The 17,875-nt window shown below is 70.7% G+C and carries 18 protein-coding genes and 1 pseudogene; 8 read left to right on the forward strand and 11 right to left on the reverse strand.

The window, feature by feature from the left end; all coding sequences use genetic code 11:
- Window positions 1-147: 147 nt before the first annotated feature.
- Together AB0M99_RS36070 and AB0M99_RS36075 are read right to left on the reverse strand one after the other, a co-directional pair.
- Complete coding sequence (locus AB0M99_RS36070) at window positions 148-378, reverse strand: hypothetical protein (protein ID WP_365928204.1); 231 nt, start codon at window positions 376-378, stop codon at window positions 148-150.
- Between the two features lie 14 nt (window positions 379-392).
- Window positions 393-1,646, reverse strand: a complete 1,254-nt coding sequence (locus tag AB0M99_RS36075) for an IS701 family transposase (RefSeq protein WP_365928206.1) — start codon at window positions 1,644-1,646, stop codon at window positions 393-395.
- 66 nt (window positions 1,647-1,712) lie between these two features.
- On the opposite strand from AB0M99_RS36075, the pseudogene AB0M99_RS36080 reads away from it, so the two are divergent.
- Window positions 1,713-2,003: pseudogene (locus AB0M99_RS36080) on the forward strand (transposase); the annotation flags it as partial.
- A 65-nt stretch (window positions 2,004-2,068) separates the two neighbouring features.
- Here the strand turns inward: AB0M99_RS36080 and AB0M99_RS36085 are convergent.
- From AB0M99_RS36085 to AB0M99_RS36100, 4 genes are all read right to left on the reverse strand, one after another.
- On the reverse strand, window positions 2,069-2,905 hold the full coding sequence (locus tag AB0M99_RS36085; RefSeq protein WP_365928208.1) for a hypothetical protein: 837 nt from the start codon (window positions 2,903-2,905) through the stop codon (window positions 2,069-2,071).
- A gap of 4 nt (window positions 2,906-2,909) precedes the next feature.
- Complete coding sequence (locus AB0M99_RS36090) at window positions 2,910-3,236, reverse strand: hypothetical protein (RefSeq protein ID WP_365928210.1); 327 nt, start codon at window positions 3,234-3,236, stop codon at window positions 2,910-2,912.
- A 66-nt stretch (window positions 3,237-3,302) separates the two neighbouring features.
- Entirely contained in the window at window positions 3,303-3,575 is a 273-nt protein-coding gene (locus AB0M99_RS36095; RefSeq protein WP_365928212.1) for a hypothetical protein, read from the reverse strand.
- Entirely contained in the window at window positions 3,575-3,940 is a 366-nt protein-coding gene (locus AB0M99_RS36100) for a major capsid protein (RefSeq protein WP_365928214.1), read from the reverse strand. Before AB0M99_RS36100 ends, AB0M99_RS36095 begins: the two co-directional genes overlap by 1 nt.
- 842 nt (window positions 3,941-4,782) lie before the next feature.
- On the opposite strand from AB0M99_RS36100, the gene AB0M99_RS36105 reads away from it, so the two are divergent.
- The 4 genes from AB0M99_RS36105 (at window position 4,783) to AB0M99_RS36120 (ending at window position 8,230) form a co-directional block, all read left to right on the forward strand.
- Window positions 4,783-5,175: a hypothetical protein gene (locus AB0M99_RS36105; RefSeq protein WP_365928216.1), complete on the forward strand. Its 393-nt coding sequence runs from the start codon at window positions 4,783-4,785 to the stop codon at window positions 5,173-5,175.
- A gap of 17 nt (window positions 5,176-5,192) precedes the next feature.
- The gene (locus tag AB0M99_RS36110) at window positions 5,193-6,599 is read left to right on the forward strand and encodes a mobilization protein (RefSeq protein WP_365928218.1); all 1,407 of its coding nucleotides are present in this window, start codon (window positions 5,193-5,195) and stop codon (window positions 6,597-6,599) included.
- 26 nt (window positions 6,600-6,625) lie between these two features.
- Window positions 6,626-7,969 carry a hypothetical protein gene (locus AB0M99_RS36115; RefSeq protein WP_365928220.1) on the forward strand — a complete coding sequence of 448 codons (1,344 nt, stop codon included), beginning with the start codon at window positions 6,626-6,628 and terminating at the stop codon, window positions 7,967-7,969.
- 63 nt (window positions 7,970-8,032) lie between these two features.
- Complete coding sequence (locus tag AB0M99_RS36120) at window positions 8,033-8,230, forward strand: hypothetical protein (protein ID WP_365928222.1); 198 nt, start codon at window positions 8,033-8,035, stop codon at window positions 8,228-8,230.
- Between the two features lie 39 nt (window positions 8,231-8,269).
- Here the strand turns inward: AB0M99_RS36120 and AB0M99_RS36125 are convergent, their stop codons facing one another.
- From AB0M99_RS36125 to AB0M99_RS36135, 3 genes are all read right to left on the reverse strand, one after another.
- The gene (locus AB0M99_RS36125; RefSeq protein WP_365928224.1) at window positions 8,270-8,845 is read right to left on the reverse strand and encodes a helicase associated domain-containing protein; all 576 of its coding nucleotides are present in this window, start codon (window positions 8,843-8,845) and stop codon (window positions 8,270-8,272) included.
- A gap of 405 nt (window positions 8,846-9,250) precedes the next feature.
- Window positions 9,251-9,970, reverse strand: coding sequence for an IS6 family transposase (locus AB0M99_RS36130; protein ID WP_365928239.1), 720 nt, complete (start codon window positions 9,968-9,970; stop codon window positions 9,251-9,253).
- An 82-nt stretch (window positions 9,971-10,052) separates the two neighbouring features.
- The gene (locus AB0M99_RS36135) at window positions 10,053-10,496 is read right to left on the reverse strand and encodes a DUF6463 family protein (protein WP_365928226.1); all 444 of its coding nucleotides are present in this window, start codon (window positions 10,494-10,496) and stop codon (window positions 10,053-10,055) included.
- 19 nt (window positions 10,497-10,515) lie between these two features.
- Between AB0M99_RS36135 and AB0M99_RS36140 the strand changes: the two genes are divergently transcribed.
- Window positions 10,516-11,103 carry a TetR/AcrR family transcriptional regulator gene (locus AB0M99_RS36140; RefSeq protein WP_365928228.1) on the forward strand — a complete coding sequence of 196 codons (588 nt, stop codon included), beginning with the start codon at window positions 10,516-10,518 and terminating at the stop codon, window positions 11,101-11,103.
- A 174-nt stretch (window positions 11,104-11,277) separates the two neighbouring features.
- Entirely contained in the window at window positions 11,278-11,622 is a 345-nt protein-coding gene (locus tag AB0M99_RS36145) for a hypothetical protein (RefSeq protein ID WP_365928230.1), read from the forward strand.
- A 527-nt stretch (window positions 11,623-12,149) separates the two neighbouring features.
- On the opposite strand, the gene AB0M99_RS36150 is transcribed toward AB0M99_RS36145, so the two are convergent.
- Entirely contained in the window at window positions 12,150-12,392 is a 243-nt protein-coding gene (locus tag AB0M99_RS36150) for a hypothetical protein (RefSeq protein ID WP_365928232.1), read from the reverse strand.
- Between the two features lie 153 nt (window positions 12,393-12,545).
- Here AB0M99_RS36150 and AB0M99_RS36155 point away from each other — a divergent pair, with 153 nt between their 5' ends.
- Window positions 12,546-13,685, forward strand: a complete 1,140-nt coding sequence (locus AB0M99_RS36155; protein ID WP_365928234.1) for a hypothetical protein — start codon at window positions 12,546-12,548, stop codon at window positions 13,683-13,685.
- Window positions 13,686-14,838: 1,153 nt separating this feature from the next.
- Here AB0M99_RS36155 and AB0M99_RS36160 read toward each other — a convergent pair.
- The gene (locus tag AB0M99_RS36160) at window positions 14,839-17,523 is read right to left on the reverse strand and encodes a Helicase associated domain protein (RefSeq protein ID WP_365928236.1); all 2,685 of its coding nucleotides are present in this window, start codon (window positions 17,521-17,523) and stop codon (window positions 14,839-14,841) included.
- Window positions 17,524-17,875: the final 352 nt, after the last annotated feature.

The raw sequence follows: 17,875 nt of genomic DNA on the forward strand, positions 1-17,875 counted from the left end.
CGTGCGGTAGCCACCAGATACGACAAACTCGCCGTCCGCTACGAAGCAACCGTGCTGATCGCAGCCATCAATGAATGGCTGTGACCAGCATTTTCACAACAGACCCTAGTCGAGCGTCATGCACACGTGAGGCTTCACGTGCTTGTACTACAGCCGGAGATCTTGAGGGTCGGTGATCGGTGGGATCGGCTGGTGGGCGGCCCAGGGTTTGAGGTGGCGGGGCAGGGGGTCGCCGCGTCGTCGGTAGTGGCTGACGGTGGCGCGGGTCTGGTGGAGGCGGCGCCAGGAGTCGCAGGCCAGGATGGTTTCGACGGGGTGGTGGGGGTTGAGGCGGGTGGCGGCGAGGCAGTGCCGGATGCTCTGCCGGGAGGGCGGCACCAGCGGTCCGGGGATCAGCCGGTGGTCTCGCCCTCGTTGTTGACCTGGGCTTTTCCCGGGTTCACCGTCTCCTCCCGGTCCTCGCCGGTGTCCGGTTCGGGGTCGGTGAGGCGGGCGTGCTGGACGGTGAGGAAGGCGGTGGCGAGCATGCAGGCGGTGATGTGACGGTGCCAGGGGGTCCACTTGCGGACCTGGTACTGGGCGAAGCCGACGAGCTGTTTGTTGATCTCGTTGTCCTCCTCGATCCGCCAGCGGCCGCCGGCCCGCGTGATGATCTCGGTCAGGGTGGTGCCGGTGGGGGCGTGGACGAGGAAGTAGGCGATCTCCCGGTGGAGTTTGCCGTCCTTGCCGCGCCGGTTGGGGTGCAGGGATCTGCGCAGTACGAGCCAGTGCGCGAAGCCTTCGGCCGGGGACTCGTCGGTGACGGTGACGTCGAAGGCGGTGAAGTCGTGGAGTCGCTCACCTTTCGCGCCGTCGCCCAGGGAGCGGCGTTCCCACCGGTCGCGGACTCTCGCGTAGTGCAGCAGATCATCAGCCCGTTTCACGGACGGCTGGCGGGGTTTGCCCGGCGGGCCGGAAAGCGACAGGTCGACGGGGACGGCCAGGACATAAGGCAGGGCCTGGTCGTGGCAGAAGGCGCGCAGGCCCGGATCGCGGCCGTAGCCGGAGTCCGCCAGGACCCAGCCGAAGGGCGTCTCGGCGGCGAGAGCGTCCTTGAGCATCGCGATCGCGAGCTGCGGTTTGGTGGCGAAGGCGACGTCGTCGGGGATGCCGGCCTCGCGGCAGCGCTCGCGGTCGGTGGTCCATTCCTCGGGGAGGTAGAGGCGGCGGTCGAGGAAGGCATGCCCGCGCGGGGCGGCGTAAGTGACCATGACCATGGTCTGGCAGTTGCGGACGTCTCCGGTCAGGCCGCAGTGCTGGAAGGCCACCCCGACCGACTTGGTGCCCTTCTTCTGGGCCTGGGTGTCATCGATGACCAGCGACGCCTCCGGGTCGCCGAGATGGGCCACCAGATAGTCCCGCACCGCGTCGAGCAGCAGGTCGGCGTCCCAGACCGAGCCGTTCAGCAGCCACTGCATCCGGTCCGGTGTCAGATGCCCCGCCCGCTCAGACAGGGTCCACCCGTTCTTCTTCGGCAGCTCAGCCAGCAGCCCCTCGACGTACTGCGCGAACACAACCCGCGGCTCGGGCCGGTTGAACAACCGCCCCAACGAGCCGGTCAGTTCGGTCAGTTCCTCGTCCCACCCGGCTATCTGCTCAGCCGTCACACCCGTCATCATGCCCGGTCAACGAGCATGACGAGACACGGTCACAAGATCTCCGGCTGTAGTACCTGGCAGGAGTCCGGCGCCAAGGCCGCCGTCGGCAGGACACTCACCATCGCCGACGGCGGCTACCCGGGCACCGGACTCGTCATGCCCCACCGCCGCCGCAAGGGAGAAGAGCTGGCGGAGTGGAAGCAGGAGCACAACACGTCCCACAAACAGGTCCGCGCCCGCGTCGAGCACGTCTTCGCCCGCATGAAGACCTGGAAGATCCTCCGCGACTGCCGCCTGAAAGGCGACGGCGTCCACCACGCCATGCTCGGCATCGCCCGCATGCACAACCTCGCCCTCGCCGGATAAGCGACCAGCCCGGTCCGCGGCCGACCGCGCCCGAGCCAGCCCGAAGATCATTTACGGGACAACCCTTAGCCCGGTATTGGATGGGCATGCCAACTTTCTACATCGGGACGCGGGCCGAAGGACCGTCGGCACCGCGGGTGCGCGATGGGGAACTCGGCGGCATCCTCAACGCTGCGGATGGTGCGGGCAGCCTTGTCGGGGTCCTGGTGGCTGACCCACCCGCAGTCCATGCCGTCGAAGACCTCTACGAAGGCCACGCCGGCCTCGCGGGTGCGGTTGAGGGTGCCCGCGTTGTACGCCACGGCGCTCTTCGCAAGCGTCGCCGCCTCGGCCCAGACCCCCACTGGCACGCGAGCTCCGTTGCGGTAGACGACGTGGGCCAGCTGGTGTTCGTCTCGAAGTCGAACTGCAAGGTTCCTGGCCGCTTGCCGCGCGGTGACGTTCCCGGCGGCTAGGAGGGGTACCTCAAGCCGGGCGGCTGCCCGGGCGGCCCGGTAGAACTTGGCGGCCATCCTCTCGGCTTCCTCGGAGCGCCGCAGGAAGTCTCCGTACGAGTCGCTGGCCAGGCTGAGCAGGGCGTCGCGGTGGATCATCGTCCAGGTGAAACGAGCCCCGAGTCGGGTGGCGGCCTGTTCGGCTCCTTGCCGGTACAGGTGCGGAAGCTGTCGCCGGACGAAGCCGAGCGCCTCGGTATCGACTTCGCGGCGGAAGACCTGGATGGCGCGCTTGAACTCCTCCAGGGTGATCAGCACCAGGCGTCCTCGGGGCTGCTTTTCGAAGGTCTCCAAGACTCGGCTCTGCTGCGCTGCCAGTCGCTGCCAGGCTTCTGTGAGTACGGCTGCGACGCGCCGGGCGACGTCGTCGGGATCGCCGGGCACGAGCGGCGGCCATTCGTATGCCATGGGTCTACCGAGTCCGGTGGGACGGGACGAGCGGTGTGGTGACCAGGTCTATGCCCGGCTCGCCGGCGGCTGCGTCATCGGGGGCTGCGGTGTCGTTGAGGGCTGCGAGCTGACGTTCGATGCCTTGGAGATTGTTGCTCTGGTCGATGGTGACGACGCCGTCGACGGTCATGCGCAGTGGTTCGGCCAGCAGACCAGCTCGGCGTGCGGAGAGGACTTCGCGTACGACCTCGCGGGCACTGGCAAGTCGGCTGTAGCGGGCGGCGAGGTCACTCTGATCGGCGCTGGGTCCGAGTTGAGCGAGGAGCCAAGCGAGCACGGCGGGGTTCACGGGTCTCTCCTGCCTAACAGGGGGGACCGCCGCTCTCGGAGAGTCGGCGGTCCCTGTTGGGTGCGGCTACGTGGTGGTGGTCGTGCGGCGGCGCTGGGGCGTGGGTTCAGGCTCCGGCTCCGGCTCCGGCGACGATGGCTCGGTGGGTACGAAGCCGAAGGGCGGCGGCCCGTCCTCCTCCGCGTGGCCAGCTTCGGGCAGTACGCCGTTCTCCCAGGCGTCGGGGTTGGTGATCTCGCTGGCGAGCTCGTGCGCCGGTTCGGCGCCGGGCTCCAGCACCACCCATTCCCTGGTCTGCGGGTGCTGGACGTGTACGGCGGCAGCGAGGCGGGCGGCCATCAGATCACCTTCGCCACGATGTGGGCGTCCGGGGTGTGCAGGACCGGCATGCCGACTGCGGCGCCCTTGGTCCAAATCTGCACCGGGTCGTCCTGCGCACCGCGGGTGATGATGACGCCCGGGCGGTCTTCCTTGGTGATCTCGGGGTTCGTGCCCCGCGAGAGGGCGAGGGCCTCCGCCGTCACACCGAAGATGGTCTGGCCCCACTTGGAACGGTCCGGGGGCAGCAGGAGCCACCGGTCCTCGGGGAGGACCTTGGTCTGCACTCCGTCGACGCGGACCTGGCCCTTGTAGAAGGTGACAGGCGGCAGGCCGTAGTTGTCGCGCACGACGTTGATCTGCTGCGGGGTGACTTGGTGATCCACCCCTTCGTCCCCCACTTGAGGCCGGTCTCCGAGTCGCCGTAGAGCTCGACCTCGTAGAAGCCGTTCTTCTCCCGCAGGACGTAGACGGAGTCCTTCGGGGTCAGGATGCCGATGGCCGTGTGTTTCTTCGTCGGCCCGGTGCGGAGCTTCACGTTGGTGGTCACCTGATAGCCGCAGCTGTTCCACTCGGCCATCGCCGCCGGAGCCCCGCCGGAGCGGACACCGGAACCGCCGTCGCAGGGGCGAATGCCGCAACAAGCGGTGCAAGAGCAAGCAGAGTTGCAGAAATAATCCGTTTCATGAAACGGGAACTCCGGGAGGTTCCCGTCGTTACGGGGCGCGGGTTGAAATCACCCTGACGTGTCATGAGTCGAATTTTCCGAGATTCCTCGATAAGAGACAGGGGAATTCCTCCGATAACCTCGCCCTCCGGTACTTATTTGACATTGCCGAACTCAAGGGGAAGGTGCCCACAAGGGTGGAGTCGCCGTGTGGGTGTGTGGGGGGTGGGGTTGGTGGTGGGGGGTGGTTGGTGGGGTTGTGGCCCGTGGGTGCGGTGTGGGCGGGGGGCGCGGCGGGGGCGTGGTGGGGCTGGTGGCGCGGGGGTTGGGTTGTGCCGTGGGGGTGTTTCGGGGGTCGCTGATTGGGGTGGTTGTGGGCTGCCCGCGGGGCGATTTCGGCAGGGGTGCGTGCGGCGGGCTGGGAGGATTTTTCAGGCATTAGGAATTGGCAGCCAGTTAGTGCGGAATGGAACATTACGCGCTGACTGATCTTGTTTTGGTTCCGGGCCTGCGGGCCGTTTTCCGGTGTTCTGGTGTGGTGCGGGATGGGGTGGCTGGGTGATGGCTGGTGAGGGTGGCCGCAGGCGTGAGCGGGAGACGGGGGAACGGCGGTCGGAGCGGGTGGGCGTGGCCTTCAGCCCGGCCGAGTTGGCGGTCGTCCGCGCGGCCGCCGCCCGGGAGGGGATGTCGGCGGCGGGGTGGGTGGGGCAGCAGGTGATGGCGGTCGCGCAGCACGTGCTGGTGCCGGTTTCCGCGGACCGGGCCGACGTCCTGCGCGAGCTCGTTCGGGCGCGTGCGGGCCTGCGGGAGATCGCGGTCCGCCTGGATGCTCTCGGCGCCGACGGCACGGCCCCGGTGGGGGTGGAGGAGGTTCTGGCTGATGCGCGTGCGGCGGTGGTGCGGGTGGACGTAGCGACGGTGGCGGTGATGCGGGAGAGGCGGGCCCGTACGTGATGCCGAAGAAGCCGGACATGGGCGACGACACGTACACGTTGCTGGAGTACCTGTTCGGTCCGGGCAAACGCGACGAGCACACCGACCCGCACCTGGTGACCGCCTGGGATCCCGATGTGCCGTGCCCGGCACGCCACCCGGAGCGGATGGGTCTGGGGGAGTTGGCGGACCTCCTGGACGCACCCGTGGAGGCGCTGCGAGGCGCGCGCCCGCCCCAGCACGTGTGGCACGTCTCGGTCCGCAACGCGCCCGGCGACCGGGTCCTGTCGGACGCGGAATGGGCTCAGGTGGCGGCGGCGATGGTGGACGCCGCGGGCATCGCCCCGTACGGCGACGAACAGGCCTGCCGGTGGATCGCGGTGCGCCACGCCGAGGACCACATCCACATCGTTGCGACCCTGGCCCGGGTGGATGGCCGGCAGCCCCGGCTGCGCGGGGACATCCTCGCGATGCACGCCGCCGCCCGGCAGTTTGAGGCCGGCTGGGGCCTGACGCCGATGTCGCCGCAGGACCGCACCGCGGTGCGCCGACCGTCGACGGGGGAGCTGGCGAAGGCCGGTCGGCGCGGCCTTGTGGAGACTGCCCGGCAGTCGCTCCAGCGCACCGTGCGCACTGCGGCCGCGCTCGCCGGGAACGACACCGACTTCCTGGAGCGGCTGCGGGATGCAGGCCTTCGCGTACGGGAGCGCCGGGACGAGTCCGGTGTTCTGCTCGGGTACGCGGTCGCTCTCCCCGGCGACCGCGCCGACGCCGGTAGCCGGCCGGTCTGGTTCTCCGGCAGTTCGCTGGCCTACGACCTGTCGCTGCCCCGCGTACGGGAGCGCTTCGAGCCGCTGGTCGGTCCGGCGCACTGGTCGGCGGCGGAGCGCCTGGTGCGCGAGGCCGCGACGGTGCTGGGCCGGTCCGGCCGGGCCGAGGGCGCCGGTGACGTGGCCGCGCTCGGCGACCTTCTGGTGGCCGCCGCCGCGCACGCCCCGGCGACGGTCCGGGACCGGATCGCGGCGGCTGCGGACGCCTTCGAGCAAGCTGGCCGGGCCCCGGGCGAACGCTCGTTGGAGGGCCGGGCGCGGGCGGGATGGCGGGCGTCGGCGCGCGCGTTGGAGCGGGCCCCGCGCGCCGCCCGGGGCGGCGGCGCGATGGTGGTCCTCACGCTCCTGGTGGCGCTGGTGGAGGCGGTGGAGGCCTCCCGCCTGTGGCACGAGGCACAGCAGCATCGCGCGCAGGCGAAGGCCGCCTTCGAGGCCGGACGGCTGCTGCGCGAGGCCGCCGCCGCGGCCGGCGCGCCGCCCTCCCGTACGGGCCCGGCACGCACCGCGCGGACGTCACCGGCGGCGGGCCGTGGCCCGACCACGTCCGGCGCCGTTACCGGTGTGCCGCCCCGTACTCCCGGCCCGCCCAAGGCCGGTCCGGGGAAGTCCCGCTGACCCCGCCCGCGAGGAGAGCCCTGATCGTGTCCACCCCCGCACCCGACCCCGCCGCCGTCGACCCGTTCGCCGAGTCGATGGCCGAAGCCGCGCAGAGTGCCGCGGCGGCCTTCCGGCTCATGCTGACCATCTCCGACGCCGTCCGCCGCGCCGCCCAGAAGCTCCGCCAGGGCGAGGAGGCCGAACTCGCCGACGGCGAGGAGAAGCTCGCTCCGGGCTGGGCCGCCGACGCGCTGCGCCCGCTGCTCGACGAGGGGGCGCTCGCCGACCTGATGTCGGGGCAGGACTGGCCGAGGATGGCCGGGCAGATGGTGTTGCTGCAGAGGGCCGGGGTCAACCTGACCACGTTCCTGCCCCAGCTCGGCGGCGTGGCCAAGACCGTCTATCAGGCGGTGGAAGCCAACCAGGCCCGCATCAGTGCGGCGGGCACCGACCGGTGGGCGGACCTGCTCAAGGCGACCATGCCCGAGGGCCTGGTGCGCGACGCGATCCTGGCCTCCCCGGCCTGGCCGGACATGGCCGCCAAGATGGCCCACCTCGACCAGCGCGGTGTCGACGTGGCCGCCTTCCTGACCGCCGCGCACGGCCAGGGTGTCGGCGTCGACCAGGCCGTCGCCGCGCTCCTGGCCCAGCAGGGCGCCGCCGCACCGGCAGCCGGACCCGCGGCCGCGGCCGGGGTTCCCGCCGCCCGGCCCGCGCCCGCCGCGAACCCGTACGCCGCGCCCGCCGTGCCAGCGACCGCCCCCGCCTCCGCTGCTCCCGATCCGGCCCCGGCCCCGGCCCCGGCCCCGGCCCCGGAGCCGGAGCCGGTGGCGGTGGCGGTGGCGGTGAGCGCGGACGCCCGCGCGATGTGGGGGCCGCTGACCGAAGGCCTCGCTGTCCCCAACGACCTGGACCTGTCCGACCGGCCCGCCGCCCTTGAACGGCTCGGCGTCGGCGCGGCGGCGAACAGCCGGCTGGTGTCCCTCACGCAGGACTACATCGGCTCCGAGCGGGAGACCGCCCTCCTGGTCTCCACCCGGGCCTGGCCCCTGCTCGCCGCCCGCATGGCCGACGTCGCCCGCGGCCCCGAAGGAGAACAGGGGTTGCGCGAGAGGCTGAAGGCCGGCCTGGGAGAGGGCACCGCCTGGCAGCAGGGCCCGCCCGGCGAACTCGCGGGCCGCATGGTCGGCGCGACCCTGCGCGCCCTGACCACCCCGCCCGGCGCCCCGGTCCCCGATGGTCTCCGCGTCTCCGCCACGGCCGCGCGCTCCCGCTCCACCACCACCTCCACCGGCCCTGCGCCCGGCCAGGCCGCGCCTGCGGAGCCTGCGGTGCCCGCGCACCGGCAGCAGCCGGCCCCTGCCCGGACTGCGGGACGGGGCCGATGACGGCCACAGCCCCGGGGCGGCAGGGAATCGGTGCATGGGCGGAGCGGGGACGGGAGCGGACCGGTGGCTGATGCAGTGGTGGTGGCCCGGCTGCGCCGGGAGTTCGCCGACCTGGTGGCCGAGCACTTCACCGACGGGACACCGACGGCCGCGGGCATGGCGGTCATCGACTCGATGATCGCCGAGTACGGGCAGGAAGCCCTGTGGGCGCTGGTCGCCGAGTTGCAGACCCCCACCGTCCGGCCCACCGACTGCTGGTGACCAGCCCGCTGCCGCGCTGGATCTCGGGATCTCACACAGCTACCCCGCCCAGCCGATGCCGAGTCCGGCCAGCGCCCGCAGCTGCTCGGCGCTGAGCCGGTCGCGGCGTTGGCGCTGGTTGGCCAGCCACACCCCCGTACGGTGCTCACTCCCGTCCGGAAGGCGCTCGACGTGCGACCGCCCCGGAGCACCCCCGCCTTCCCGCGCGAGGTACTGCGCAAGGGCCTGGACGCCCTTGTGGAAGGCTTCCACGCCCCGCCCGGACGTGGTGGTCGAGGCGGTCTTCGCGGGCGCGCTGCGGGCCCGTACGACCCGCGCCGGGGTGACGCCGAGCGCACCGAGCCGGGCCTGCTGCTCGGCGTTCAGCCGGGACCAGTCCCGCCGTTGGGCGGCCAGCCACCGGCCGACGTCCTCGCCGTGCCGGGTCACCCCGGCGGTGACGGCCCTCAGGCGGGCGCCTTCGTCCAGGAGCTGGGCGAGGTAGGCGTAGTGCCGCTGCCAGTCCACCGTCCACCCGAGCACGGCGGGGTTCCAGTCCGGATCGACCGCGGCGAGCGCCGCCGCCCGCCGCTCGGCGCGCACCGGGTCCTTCCCGAGCCCGCCGGGCCGGCGCACGTTCGTCAGCCACTGCCCGACCTGGATGCGATCTCTCGGTTTCGTGACAGTGGGGTGAGAGACAGTGAGGGGTCTGTGTGTTGGCGCAGGTCAGCTTCGGTTTCTGGAGTGAGGCTCACTGTCATGGATGTGGGAGATCGGGGCGATTTCACTGTCACGAGGCGCTCTTCGTGCAGGTGGCACACTGACACGAATCCGAGAGATCGCACCCACGGCCGGTACTGGCCCAACCTCCGAGCATCCATGCCCATCGACGCCCTGCGCAGCGGCCCCGACCACTACCTGATGGCCTTGGTCATCGACGAGGACCAGCACCGCCCACTGACACGGGTGCTGTCATGTTATCGGCGGTGTGATCGTTTGATGGCGCGTCAGGGTGTGCCGAGGCCTTCCGTGGATCGGCGCTCAGGCCATCGCGGGCAGGCCGGCGGATCCGGTGATGTGGTTCCAGATGGTGAAGCGGATCATCATTTCGAGGCGGTGGCGTCCGGCGGTCATGAGGTGCCGGTGGGGTCGGAAGTGGGGTGAGATCCCGGTGAACGCGGACAGGAACCGCTGGGCTCCGCCTGGGCTTCGGAAGCCTTTCATCGCTCGTTCGCGTTGCCGGGTGGGCTGGTGTGAGTTCTCCGCCCGGTTGTTCAACCCCTTGTGAGCACGGTGCTCCACCGACGGCATCACCTCACGGTGCGCAGCTCCGTACGACTTCAGCTTGTCGGTGACGATCACCCGGGGCACGGTGCCGGTCGTGGTGAGGAGCCGGCGGAAGAAACGCCTGGCCGCAGCCTTGTCGCGACGGTTCTGGACCAGGATGTCCAGGACGTTGCCGTCCTGGTCAACGGCCCGCCACAGGTACTTCTGCACCCCGTTGACCTTGATGAAGACCTCGTCCAAGTGCCATTTGTCGCCGGGCCGTGGACGCCGCCGGCGCAGGCTGTTGGCGTAGGTCTGGCCGAACTTCCGACACCACCGGCGGATGGTCTCGTAGGAGACGACAACGCCGCGCTCGAGCATCAGCTCCTCGACCTCGCGGTAGCTGAGGGGGAAGCGGAAATACAGCCACACGCAGTGCGCGATGATCTCGGCCGGGTAGCGGTGATTCTTGTACGACGGCACCACAGACGACACGAACGAGCCCCTCCCCGGACGGACAACCCGAAGATCATCCCAGACCGCCACTGACAACATGACAGAGCCCGATGACGGGCAGTCACCTTCGGGCGCGCCGGGACGCGAGGATCAGCAGGGCGGCCGGGACCAGGCCCAGGAGGAAGCCCGAGGGGCCGAGGATCCAGGCGGCCGGCAGGACCCAGGCCGCGATGGCCCATCCCACGTAGGGCGGGACCTTCTGGTCGGTGCGGGCCATGTGCGACAGGAGGAGGCCCAGGAGGAGCAGGGGTATGACGAAGCCGCCCGGGAGCGCCCAGAACAGGCTTGCCGACTCGGCGTGGGTGGCGGGGTCCGCGCCGCGCAGGTCGCCGGACAGCCAGCCGGTCCATTCCGAGCGAGACTTGACGGCGAAGAGTGCGGTGTGGAGGGCGGCGATGGACACCGTGCTGCGGCCTGCCCACAGGGTCAGGGTGCGGGCGCGGGTGCGGGCGGTGGCGTTGTCGGCCGCAGGTGCAGTTTCGATACGTTCAGTTCCGATACTCATAGTTCCGTATGATGGGGCAATGCAGCCTCCGAAGCAACCGACCGGTCGGCCGCGCGAGAGCCGCGTGGACGCCGCAATCCGCGACGCCGTACGCGAGTTGGTGCCACGCGTGGGATACGCCGGCCTGACCATGGACGCCATCGCCGCCACGGCGGGCATCGGCAAAGCGGCCATCTACCGCCGCCACGGCTCGCGCGGCGAACTCGTCTTCTCCGCCCTCGTCCACGGGAGGAAGGCGCAGCCCCTGCCCGACACCGGGACGCTTGACGGGGACCTCACCGCGCTCGCGGGCCTGATCCTGGGGATCTTCTCCGACCCGGTGACCGCTGCGGCCGCCCCCGGGCTGCTCGCCGACCTGCAGCAGCAGCCGGAGATCGCCGCGCGGTTCCAGGAGACCTTCATCGCCGAGGAACGCGCGCAGATCACCGCGCTGCTGGAACGCGCCCACCAGCGGGGCGAACTGGCCGCGCCGGCGGATGCCGCGTTGGTGCACGCCGCCGTACTCGGCACCGCGTACGCCTGGTTGTTCCTCCTCTCCCAGCCGCCCACCCCGGGCCTCGCGTCGCGCATCGCCGCGGTTGCCGAGGCCGCCGCCCGAGGCGATTGACCGGCGGCGTGTTCGCTTGAGGGCTCTGTCATGTTGTCTGCGATGTGCCGGTTCGGTGTCAGTGGGGGTTTGGCAGTGACAGGCCGTCAGCAGGGTGTGTTCGTGCTGGTCGTATGGCTAGGAGGCGCATCTGCCACTGACACGGAAGCGGCGCTCAGGGTGGGTAGCGCTGTCATGAGGCGGTCCATCATCACGGTCTTCACTGCCACGGAAGCGGTGCTTCTCACGGAGGGCGAGCAGGGGCTGCGGCACCGGTTGGAGGTGGGGCTGGTGGAGAACCCGGACTGGCATTTGGGGCCGCCCTCCGGGCTGGCCGGCCGGCTGGTCGTCTCGACCCTGCGCGCCCTGACCACCCCGCCCGGCACCCCGGTTCCCGACGGTCCCCGTGTCTCGGCCACCGCCGCCCGTTCCCGCTCCACCACCCCGGCCGGCACCGCGACCGGCCAGGCCGCGCCCGCGGAGCCTGCGGTGCCGGCGCACCGGCAGCAGGCCGCGCCCGCGCGGGGGTGTACACGGTAGCGGCGGCCGTTTGCCGGGTCAGTGCGGACCTTGGGGCCGGTGGGTGCGCGGCCCATTCCACCCCGAGCCCGGCGAGGGCTTCGAGCTGGTCGGCGTCGAGCCGGTCGCGGCGTTGCTTCTGGTTGACGATCCATACACCGGTGCGGTGCTCGGTCTCGTCGGGGGGCTGTTCGACGTGCGCCCGTCCGGGGAGCCTGCTGCCTTCGCGTGTGAGGTACTGGGCAAGGGACGTCACGCCCTTGTGGAAGCTTCCGTGCCTCGGGCCGACGTGGAGGTCGTGCTCATCTTCGCGGGCGCCGTACGGGCCTGTACTACCCGCGCCGGTGCGGCTGCTGAAGGCGATCGGCGGGGCGGGCGGAGACGGGTCCGGCTTGCCGGGGGAGGGGTCGGAGTTCGAGCGGAACGTCCTCTATGGCGTCGCCGAGGTCCCGGACGGGCGGTGCGCGGCCGGGCTCGGGCTGCGGGGCCGACCGCGGTGGGCATGGTACGAAGCCCCCGGCGGGGTGCCGGGGGCTTGAAGGGGAGTGTCAGCTGCGGTTCTGTTCCATGCGGCGCCGGTTGCGCTCGGTGTAGCGATGCCGGAGGTAGGTGCGGCGGTTCGTCCACCACTTCAGCTTGTCCTCGGACCTGTGGGGGAAGACCGCCTGGACGACGCCGGCGGCCAGGGCGGCGACGGCGATCAGCGCGATGCACCAGGCGGGTGCGCCGACTAGTGCCGCGGCGACGGCTCCGAGGCTGAAGAGGATGCTCGGCACCATGTTGTGTCCCATGTGTTGAACCTTTCTTGTTGTTGGCTGCGGGGTACGACATCCACCCTCTTGACCTGCGGGAAGTTGCGGAACGAGCAACGGCTTGCCAGCCGACTGGCAAGCGTGTGGAAGGGTCTGACAGCCTGTCCCCCACACGTGGAGATGGGGGACGGCTTGGACAGCCACACATCACGAGCATCCCGCGGCGAGGGAGCGAGCACGCAAGCACGTGCGTACGGCCGGAAGTTAGAGCATCTGTTCGACAAGGCGGGGGCTGCGCGCAAGGACCTGGCTGAGTTCGGGTCGTACCACCCGTCGGCGATCACCCGGTACTTCCAGGGGAAGAGGATCGCTCCCCGGGAGTTCCTGCCCGTCTTCCGGGAGTTCCTGAAGTCGCAGGGAGTGCTTCTGGACGACGCGGAGTTCGGTGAGCTCGACACTCTGCGGCGGCTGGCCCAGGAGAGCAGCACGGGCCACGGCGACCAGGCGGCCCTCTCCCGGGAGCGCATCGCGGAGCTGGAGCGCGAGGTGGCCAGGCTGATGGAGCAGATGGAGCTGCGGCAGGACCAGGAAGCAGTGGACGACGACCTGAGACAGGTCGCGCAGGCGGTCGCCCAGGAGTACCAGCACACTCAGAGCGAAGGAGCGGAGGCGGGCCGCGCCGAGCCGTTCTCACAGCTCGCCGATGAGATAAAGGTGCTGAGCGGGCGCATCGAGGAGCTGCAACGCCTGCGGTCACAGGACGGCCAGGCAGTGCCCCCCTTAGGCTTCGTGCCCACCGGCTACCACGTCCACCACACGCTGATGGGGCCCCCGCCGCCCCCGCCGCCCTTCCGCGACGAGCACCCGATCATCGCCCTCATCGGCTTCCTGCTCGTGGGGCTCTTCTTTTACGGGGTCGGAGCGTCTTTCGGCATCGGCATCCTCAGTTCTCGCGGACCCTGGGAAATCACCCGGTACATCGCTTTTGCTCCTGTCTTTGTGCTGCTCGTCGTGTACACCCGCTGGTCGCTGGGTGCGCTGTCGAGGATGGCCAACAGGCGCTGGCCGGCCATCAGCCCGGTCTTCCAGGAACGGCTCCTCGCCCCGCGCTCCAAGAAGGCGGTCCTCCTGTGCTCGGGCTTGCTCGCCGGATACGGCCTGGAGCCGTTTCTCGCCGGGTACTGGGGCGCGCTCATCGGGCTGGGCCTCTTCCTCGTGTGGTACCTGGGCGCCCGAATCTTCGACGAGATGCGAGAGGATCGCCGGCAGTCGGACGCGCCCGCACCGGCCGGTGCGGGCCACGAGGACGCACCGCGCAACGTAGACCAGTAGGACCACCAGCTGCCGTGCACCCTGCCGATCCTGGGGCCCCGCAAGAGCACGGAGCTACTCTTCGTGAAGCAGCTTGCCGCCCCGCGCTTCGCTGCACGGGCCCGGCCGGACTCCAGGCGTTGGCTGGGGGCGGTGTCGGAGCCAGCCTCTGCGGTGCCGGGCGAAGCCGGGTGGCATGCGCAAGGCCACGGCGTTGAACGGGCCCGCGTCCCGTGGCGCCTCCCGCGCAGCGGGCCTGCAGCCGCTCCCGCTGCCAGAGCTGAACCCCGACAGCGGAAGACTTCCGGGCAGGACCAGCCGGACCCGAAAGGCCGAGACAACGCCTGAAGTACAGTCCGGCCCTGTACACAGGTGTGGGCCCGGTCGGAAAGTCCGACCGGGCCCACACCCAACCCCGGGGCCACCTTCCGCAGGCTGTGGGAGGGACGGAGCTGATCTACCTGGATGGTCTCCCGCCGAGTCGCGTAGCCGATCAACGGACCGGATCCGCACGTCGGGACGCGTACGGTCACGGTCGGCACGCGCTCGCCACCCCCACCGCGCACCTTCGTGGGCCGAGCCGACCATGAAGATCACCGGCGCCGTCGAACCGGATCCCAAACCGCTTGATCGCCTACACCACATGGCGGGACGTGACCCTCCTGGACGCCAGCGCCAAGTCAGCAACGCGGTGGCGGCACCGACCGTACCGCCGAAGGCTCCGGAATCTTCCGCGGACAATTCTGGTCCCCGCCTTGTCCCGGACCCGCGTCCGGACCCTGCTGCGCCAGCTCCGGTGGCCCCTGTCGGGCCGTCCAGCGCCCGCGCGGCCACTCCGCCGGCCTCTCTGCGTTGCCGCGGTCAGATCACCCCGAGCTCCGCGAGCACGGCCACCCGGTCGGCGGGCAGTGCCGCGCGCCGGCCGGACGGGCTGACCCGCCCCGCGCTCGGCTACGCGGCCCCTTCGGTTCCGGGGAGCCGGCGGGGGCTGATCCTTTAGGGTTGGTTACAGACCGCGCCGACATGGGTGTGCGGGGTAGGGCTGGTGCCCAGCGCGCTCTGGGGCAGTACGGCCGGCCTGAACCTCGGCCCCGGTATTCCGTCCGTCGGAATACCGGGGCCTTTGTACTGCCTGGGGCTTGGCAGTGTTTCAGGGGCTGCTCAGGGGCTGGTGTCAGGCCCAGTTGATGCCCAGTTCGCTGAGTGCGGCGTGCTGCTCGGCGGTGAGTTTGTCGCGTCGGCTCTTGGTGTTGGACACCCACACGCCCAGCTTCACGATCAGCGGTTCCGCCTCGTTCTCGACCGTGACCTCCTCGCCGTGGCCGCGCGGCACCGGCCGGTCCGCACCTTCCCGCTCCACCCACTGGGCGAGCGCCGCCAGGCCGCGCTGGAACGACTGCTGCGCCTTCGCCCCCTTGGTCGTGCGCGCGGCAGTCGGGACAGGGTCCGGCGCCTGGGCGGGTTGGATGCCGAGCTTGGACAGCCGCTTGTGCTGCTCGGTGGTGAGCTGTGCCCAGACGTCTGGGCGCTGCTGCTGGTGGAGCCAGCGGCCGACGTCGTCGCCGTCGATGGTCACTCCGGGGGCGATGTCGGGGAGGGCTCCGTCAGCGTCGGCCAGGGCGGCGAGTAGGCGGTAGTTGCGCTGCCAGTCCAGCGGCCACGGGCAGTTCCAGTCTTTATCGATCGCCGCGAGCTGCGCGGCCCGGGTCGTGGCGGTCTCTTCGTCCTTCCCGAGGCCGTTCTTGGCGCCCTTGCGCCGCAGGTTGGCCATGTGCTGGCCGATGGGCGCCATCGTCTCGCCCTGGCCCCACAGGGCGTTCTGTCGGGGTGCGAGGTGTCCGCTTGCCCGGTGGTAGGCGCGCAGCGCGGCAAGTTTGTCCTCCCAGGCCTCTTCACCCGGCTCCCAGACCATGCCGGCCTCGGGCGCGTCCAGGAGCTTTTGGCGTCGCTCCTCCAGCTCTCCGGCCCGTAGTGCCTTGCGCTGCTGGTGGACCCATCGGCCGAGCGGGAAGTTCTCCGTGACGCCCACCGGCGTCTCGGTGTCGTAGGGGACGGCGTGCGGGCCGGTGATTTCGTGTTCGGTGCGCCAGCGCAGCAAGGCTTGGTAGCCCTCAAGCCAGACCAGGGACTCGGGCCGGTAGACGCGGGTGCGCAGGAAGGCCGCGATGGCCGCGGCGTCACGCGGGGTGGAGAAGTGGAGCAGCGCGGACTCGGCCGCGGTGTCGGCCCCGTCCTCCTGGTCCTGGCCGTCCCCCTCGCCCTCGGCCGCGCCGCCGGCGCCGATGATCCGGCCCTGGTCGTCACGCTGGATGTGCACAATGTGTTTCCCGCTCGTGAGGGCGCGGGAGGCGAGTTGCTCGACGAGGTGGGCGTCATGGGAGCGGAGGCCCTGGAGGACGGCTACCAGGCCCGCGTACGACGCGGACGCCACCATGTCCTTGGGGTCCTCCCCGGGCTCGAGGAAGACCGGGACGATGATCCGGGCCACCTTGGTGGAGCCGTCCCGGTTGAGCCGCAGCGCACGGCCGATGTTCTGGACGATCTCCACCTGCGACCCGCGGGTGTCCGCGAAGCAGATCGCTTCGACACCGCGTTCGCCGGTGATGTCGACTCCTTCCCCGAGCACCCGCACGGACGCGAGGAAGGCCCGGTGCACGCGGTGCCCGGTGTGGTCGATGCCGTTCGCGAACTGGCGCAGCACCTCGCGCCGCTCGGCTACGAGGTGATCGCCGCACAGCCACGCCGACCACACCCGGCCGGGGGATACGTGCCGGCCTGCCTCCAGCTCGTAGGGCTCCGCTTCGATGGACGACTCGGGGAGCTGCTCGGCGCGCGCCAGTGCGACAGGGTCACTCTCGCTGGCGTACAGATCGGCCGCGGTCGCGGGGAGCTTCTCGGCGAATGCGCGTGCTTCCTCGACCTTTTGATGAAAGGTCATCACGGTTTTCAGATTGTGCCGGGCCGCGTGTTCGAGAAGTGCTGTCTGCAAAAGCGCGAGGCGTCGGCCCCGGAGGGATTCCTCCGACAGCACGAAGCGCTGCGGGGAAGGGTCACGGATTTCCAGGACGTCGATTTCAAATCCGGCGAGGATCTCCCGCTCGATTGCCTCGCTCAGTCCGAGCTCGGCGAGCCACGCACCGTAGGGGCCGTCCGGGTCGTCGGCCATCGACGCGATGTCGGGTGCCGGCCCGGCCGAGGCCTTCCGCGGTTGCGCTGCGGCGAGGATCCGGGGGGTGGCGGTGAGGTACAGGCGGAAGTCGGCGGGGATCCGGGCGTTGTCGTGGATCGCTGCCCAGGGCCGGCCCAGGTCCCCGGCCGTCCCGTGGGCTTCGTCCACGATGGCCAGGTCGAAGGAGTCCATGCGCTGCCCATAGAGCCGCTCCCCGCCCGCAAGAGCAGCCTCCAGCGGCCCGCGCACCTTCTGGACAGCCTCAGGGTCGCTGGAGTCCTCACGGTCGACCAGAGAGGCGTACGTAGCGAACACGACCATGGGCCCGCGTGCGGCCCACAGAGCGAGCTGCACAGGGTTGGTCGTAGTGCGTACCGCGAGTTCGGTGAGTACCGCGTCGTTCTCCAGCGAGCACACCGCGACCATCGGGGCGCGGTGGCCGACCGTGCGCCAGGCCTGCGCGGTCTGAGCGAGCAGATCCAGGGTCGGGACGGTCACCAGGATCCGGCCCCCCGGGAAGCACTCCAGCGCACTCGCAGCAGCCGTGATCGTCTTTCCCGAGCCGGTCGCAGACACGATCGTCCCCCGCAGCCCCTGAGGCGGCACGGCCGATTTCACCGGCACCCCAACCCATTTCCGGATCGCTGATCGCTGGTCCACCTGATGTTCCCTGAGCTGAATACCAGACATTCGCATGCCTTCCCCGATACCGGATCCCAGTGACTACGCCTCAGACCGGCGGCCGACCGGCGCCCAACCGGCCCCGACCCTGCCCCGTCTTTCCGCCAACGATACATGGTGCATCAGCGTGATGCATGCAGTATGGTGGGTCTCGACCCGAACGAGGGAACCGACCCCGGCCACCCCCCCACTGCTGCTGCCAGGGCCGCGAAGCGGTCCCTGATCCTGGAGGCGCAGCCGGAAGGATCGGGGTGGGAGCGGAGCGGACACCCCTACAGGCCGCAGGCCTGAACCCCGTGAAACGGGGTCACCTCCCGTGCGGAGCACGGGAAGTCCCTGAGGCTGCGGAGCAGCCTCAGAC

Source organism: Streptomyces sp. NPDC051183 (genome assembly GCF_040682455.1).
Taxonomy (GTDB): Bacteria; Actinomycetota; Actinomycetes; order Streptomycetales; family Streptomycetaceae; genus Streptomyces.

Bases quoted from the DNA above. Each gene is read 5' to 3' on its own strand.
- AB0M99_RS36140 (WP_365928228.1), top strand. From the start codon at position 10,516: ATGCAGCCTCCGAAGCAACCGACCGGTCGGCCGCGCGAGAGCCGCGTG.
- AB0M99_RS36095 (WP_365928212.1), bottom strand. From the start codon at position 3,575: ATGGCCGCCCGCCTCGCTGCCGCCGTACACGTCCAGCACCCGCAGACC.
- AB0M99_RS36150 (WP_365928232.1), bottom strand. From the start codon at position 12,392: ATGGGACACAACATGGTGCCGAGCATCCTCTTCAGCCTCGGAGCCGTC.
- AB0M99_RS36160 (WP_365928236.1), bottom strand. From the start codon at position 17,523: ATGTCTGGTATTCAGCTCAGGGAACATCAGGTGGACCAGCGATCAGCG.
- AB0M99_RS36135 (WP_365928226.1), bottom strand. From the start codon at position 10,496: ATGAGTATCGGAACTGAACGTATCGAAACTGCACCTGCGGCCGACAAC.
- AB0M99_RS36110 (WP_365928218.1), top strand. From the start codon at position 5,193: ATGGGCGACGACACGTACACGTTGCTGGAGTACCTGTTCGGTCCGGGC.
- AB0M99_RS36145 (WP_365928230.1), top strand. From the start codon at position 11,278: ATGAGGCGGTCCATCATCACGGTCTTCACTGCCACGGAAGCGGTGCTT.
- AB0M99_RS36105 (WP_365928216.1), top strand. From the start codon at position 4,783: ATGGCTGGTGAGGGTGGCCGCAGGCGTGAGCGGGAGACGGGGGAACGG.
- AB0M99_RS36085 (WP_365928208.1), bottom strand. From the start codon at position 2,905: ATGGCATACGAATGGCCGCCGCTCGTGCCCGGCGATCCCGACGACGTC.